2 tRNA genes and 2 rRNA genes are annotated in these 4,085 nt (G+C 57.6%); all 4 read right to left on the reverse strand.

The annotated features are described in order from the left end of the window. Positions 1 to 244 precede the first annotated feature (244 nt). The 4 genes from ACLJK8_RS22175 to ACLJK8_RS22190 all read right to left on the reverse strand — a co-directional run bounded on the left by ACLJK8_RS22175 (position 245) and on the right by ACLJK8_RS22190 (position 4,081). A tRNA-Met gene (locus tag ACLJK8_RS22175) sits at positions 245 to 321 on the reverse strand. Between the two features lie 86 nt (positions 322 to 407). Further along, positions 408 to 522, reverse strand: a 5S ribosomal RNA gene (rrf, locus tag ACLJK8_RS22180). A 164-nt stretch (positions 523 to 686) separates the two neighbouring features. Next, positions 687 to 3,618: ribosomal RNA gene (locus tag ACLJK8_RS22185) — 23S ribosomal RNA — on the reverse strand. A gap of 386 nt (positions 3,619 to 4,004) precedes the next feature. Continuing rightward, positions 4,005 to 4,081, reverse strand: a tRNA-Ile gene (locus tag ACLJK8_RS22190). Positions 4,082 to 4,085: the final 4 nt, after the last annotated feature.

Consider the following 4,085-nt stretch of genomic DNA (forward strand, 5'->3'; position numbering starts at 1 on the left):
TGAGCTGGCTGAGGGCTCCGCGCCCGGCGCGCTTGTGAAATCCGGCGAAGACCAATACCGAAATCCAACCTGCGGACTCGCGTCATGAGCGAGGGACCACCGGGGGGCAGGTCAGTCAGGCCGGACGAACAAGCAGCATCTCTGGAAGGGTCGATTTCTTCACCCCTGCTTGACCGCGCATGCGACGAAGCCCCGGGCGGGTGCACCGGGGCTTCGCTAAGTCGCTGATATGTTGTGTAAATTCTGGTTGCGGGGGCAGGATTTGAACCTGCGGCCTTCAGGTTATGAGCCTGACGAGCTACCGGGCTGCTCCACCCCGCGGTGATGGTCTGGCCGCGTCTGGGCGGCTTCGGATCGTTGAGAGAGCGTCGCGGTTCGAAGCGGTTCCTGATCCATGCGTTCGACAGGTTTGGCGGTGACCTACTCTCCCACGTCTTAGGACGCAGTACCATCGGCGCTGCGGCGCTTAACGGCCGAGTTCGGGATGGGATCGGGTGTTTCGCTCGCGCTAACGCCACCAAACCGGTGGAACGCATGGGAACCGGAGCCCCGCCGCCCTCGCGGGGGACATGGCTGTCCATGGCGGGGGGTCGGGGCTTCGAACCGTCACGAGTGTCTTTCCAAGGTTTCGGGTCCATGACTTCGTTCGGGGAAGGGGTTCGGGTGAACCCGTCTTCTTCCGGATCGGAATCAAGCCTGTCGGGCGATTAGTACTGGTCAACTGAACGCGTCGCCGCGCTTACATCTCCAGCCTATCGACGTGGTGGTCTTCCACGGCCCTCAAGGGAGACCTGGTTTCGAGGGGGGCTTCCCGCTTAGATGCCTTCAGCGGTTATCCTGTCCGCACATAGCTACCCTGCACTGCCGTTGGCACGACAACAGGTCCACCAGTGGTGCGTTCACCCCGGTCCTCTCGTACTAGGGGCAACTCCTCTCAAGTCTCCTACACCCACGGCAGATAGGGACCGAACTGTCTCACGACGTTCTAAACCCAGCTCACGTACCACTTTAAACGGCGAACAGCCGTACCCTTGGGACCTTCTCCAGCCCCAGGATGTGATGAGCCGACATCGAGGTGCCAAACACTGCCGTCGATATGGACTCTTGGGCAGTATCAGCCTGTTATCCCCGGCGTACCTTTTATCCGTTGAGCGATGGCCCTTCCACTCGGGACCACCGGATCACTATGGCCGACTTTCGTCTCTGCTCGACTTGTCAGTCTCGCAGTCAGGCGGGCTTATGCCATTGCACTCGACGAGCGATTTCCGACCGCTCTGAGCCCACCATCGCGCGCCTCCGTTACTCTTTGGGAGGCGACCGCCCCAGTCAAACTACCCGCCACACAGGGTCCCGGAACCGGATGACGGTCCGCGGTTAGACATCAGGCAGGACAAGGGTGGTATCTCAAGGATGGCTCCACGGGAACTGGCGTCCCCGCTTCGAAGCCTACCACCTATCCTGCACATGACCGGCCTGATGCCAGTGTGAAGCTGTAGTAAAGGTGCACGGGGTCTTTCCGTCTGACCGCGGGAACCCCGCATCTTCACGGGGAATTCAATTTCGCTGAGTCTACGTTGGAGACAGCGGGGAAGTCGTTACGCCATTCGTGCAGGTCGGAACTTACCCGACAAGGAATTTCGCTACCTTAGGACCGTTATAGTTACGGCCGCCGTTTACCGGGGCTTCAATTCAAGGCTTGCACCTCTCCTTTTAACCTTCCGGCACCGGGCAGGCGTCAGTCCCTATACGTCGCCTTACGGCTTCGCAGAGACCTGTGTTTTTAGTAAACAGTCGCCACCCCCTGGTTTGTGCCCCCCGCCAATGGTTGCCCATCAACGGGGCCTCCTTCTCCCGAAGTTACGGAGGTATTTTGCCGAGTTCCTTCAACGTAGTTCTCTCAAGCGCCTTGGTATGCTCTACCAGTCCACCTGTGTCGGTTTAGGGTACGATCTCATGGAGGGCTATTTCCAGGAACCACTTCGAAGCCAGACCAATCCGATAAGGCCTGACAACAGCTGCGATCCGTCACTTCCTCCTGGCCCAGGAATATTAACCTGGTTCCCATCGACTACGCCTTTCGGCCTCGCCTTAGGGGTCGGCTCACCCTGCTCAGATTAGCTTTAAGCAGGAACCCTTGGACTTTCGGCGACAGGGTCTCTCACCCTGTTTGTCGCTACTCATGTCAACATTCTCACTTCTGATCGCTCCACCGGTGCCTCACGGCCCGGCTTCTCAGCAAACCCCCGAGCCTCCGCGCATCCCTCTGACGAGGGAGGCAAAGAGGCTGGAGGTTATGTCACAGAACGCTCCGCTACCACGTGCTTACGCACATCCCGAACTTCGGCTCATGGCTTGAGCCCCGTTACATCTTCGCCGCAAGACAGCTTGTCTAGACCAGTGAGCTGTTACGCTTTCTTTAAATGATGGCTGCTTCTAAGCCAACATCCTGGTTGTTTTGGCCGTCTCACATGCTTTCCCACTTAGCCATGAATTGGGGGCCTTAGTTGCGGGTCAGGGTTGTTTCCCTCTCGACGCCGGACGTTAGCACCCGACGTCTGTCTGCCAGATAGTACTTCCCGGTATTCGGAGTTTGGTTAGGATCAGTAAGACTGTGGGTCCCCATTACCCATCCAGTGCTCTACCCCCGGGAGTATTCGTCTGACGCTCTACCTAAATAGATTTCGCGGAGAACCAGCTATCTCCGAGTTTGATTGGCCTTTCACCCCTAGGCACACCTCATCCCGACCTTTTTCAACAGGTGTGGGTTCGGACCTCCAGTGCGTGTTACCGCACCTTCATCCTGGACATGCCTAGATCACTCGGTTTCGGGTCTGATCCTACTAACTCATGCGCCCTATTCAGACTCGCTTTCGCTGCGCCTACACCTATCGGCTTAAGCTTGCTAGTAAGACCAAGTCGTTGACCCATTATACAAAAGGTACGCCGTCACCAATCACGTGATCCGAAGATCACACGCAGGCTCCGACTGTTTGTAGGCGTCCGGTTTCAGGGACTGTTTCACTCCCCTTGTCGGGGTGCTTTTCACCTTTCCCTCACGGTACTGGTTCGCTATCGGTCAGCAAGGAGTACTTAGCCTTCGAGGGTGGTCCCCCGATCTTCAGACAGGATTTCACGTGTCCCGCCCTACTTAATGCGTCCGTCAAAGCTTCGTGTACGGGGCTGTCACCCATATCGCCCAGCTTTCCAACTGGTTCCACTCACTTATCAGGCTCGGCTGGTCCGCGTTCGCTCGCCACTACTAACGGAGTATCGGTTGATTTCCTTTCCTACGGGTACTTAGATGTTTCAGTTCCCCGCGTTCGCTCTTTGAACCCTATATATTCAGGCTCAAAGTACCTGGTTCAATCGTCGATCCTTACCTGTCACGGCGTCGCCGCCACGCGCCAAACGGACCAAGGGTCCGCGCGGAGCGTACGTCTTCGCTCGCGCGAAGACATCAAACAGATAACAATCGAAGATTGTCAGGTGGGTTTCCCCATTCGGACATCCCGGGATCAAAGGGTGCTCTCGCCTCCCCCGGGCTTATCGCAGAGTGCCACGTCCTTCATCGCCTCTTGCTGCCAAGGCATCCACCAAACGCCCTTCTCGCGCTTGATCCGATCCAGAAGAAGACGGGCCCCTTTGCGTGTGGCTGGTTCAACCACAACCCGTCCTTGCATCTTCTGTCGGAAGTCTTTGGACCCGGACGCTTCCCTCGGCAAAGGAAAGCGCCGGTTGCGATCGACAAACGACCCCGAGGGGGCCAGATGTCCGATCACGGTCAGTATTAGACTTGGAAAGACTGTCTTCGTCGCCCTGGACCGAAGTCCGGACCGGCGCATCCCCCACTCGGGACACGCCCGAAGACGTCTCGTGTTTTTGCTCTCTTAACGATGTCAATTGTCGCGATCTCAACGATCGGACAGCAAAGCCGGCCCAAAAGGACACGCTTGGCAATCCAATCCAAACCACATCTCTCCAGATCCCGTAGCCAAAACGGGACCTGGTGGGTCGAGGAGGAGTTGAACCTCCGACCTCACGCTTATCAGGCGTGCGCTCTAACCACCTGAGCTACCGACCCAATC

Source organism: Amaricoccus sp. W119 (genome assembly GCF_047275745.1).
Classification (GTDB): domain Bacteria; phylum Pseudomonadota; class Alphaproteobacteria; order Rhodobacterales; family Rhodobacteraceae; genus Amaricoccus.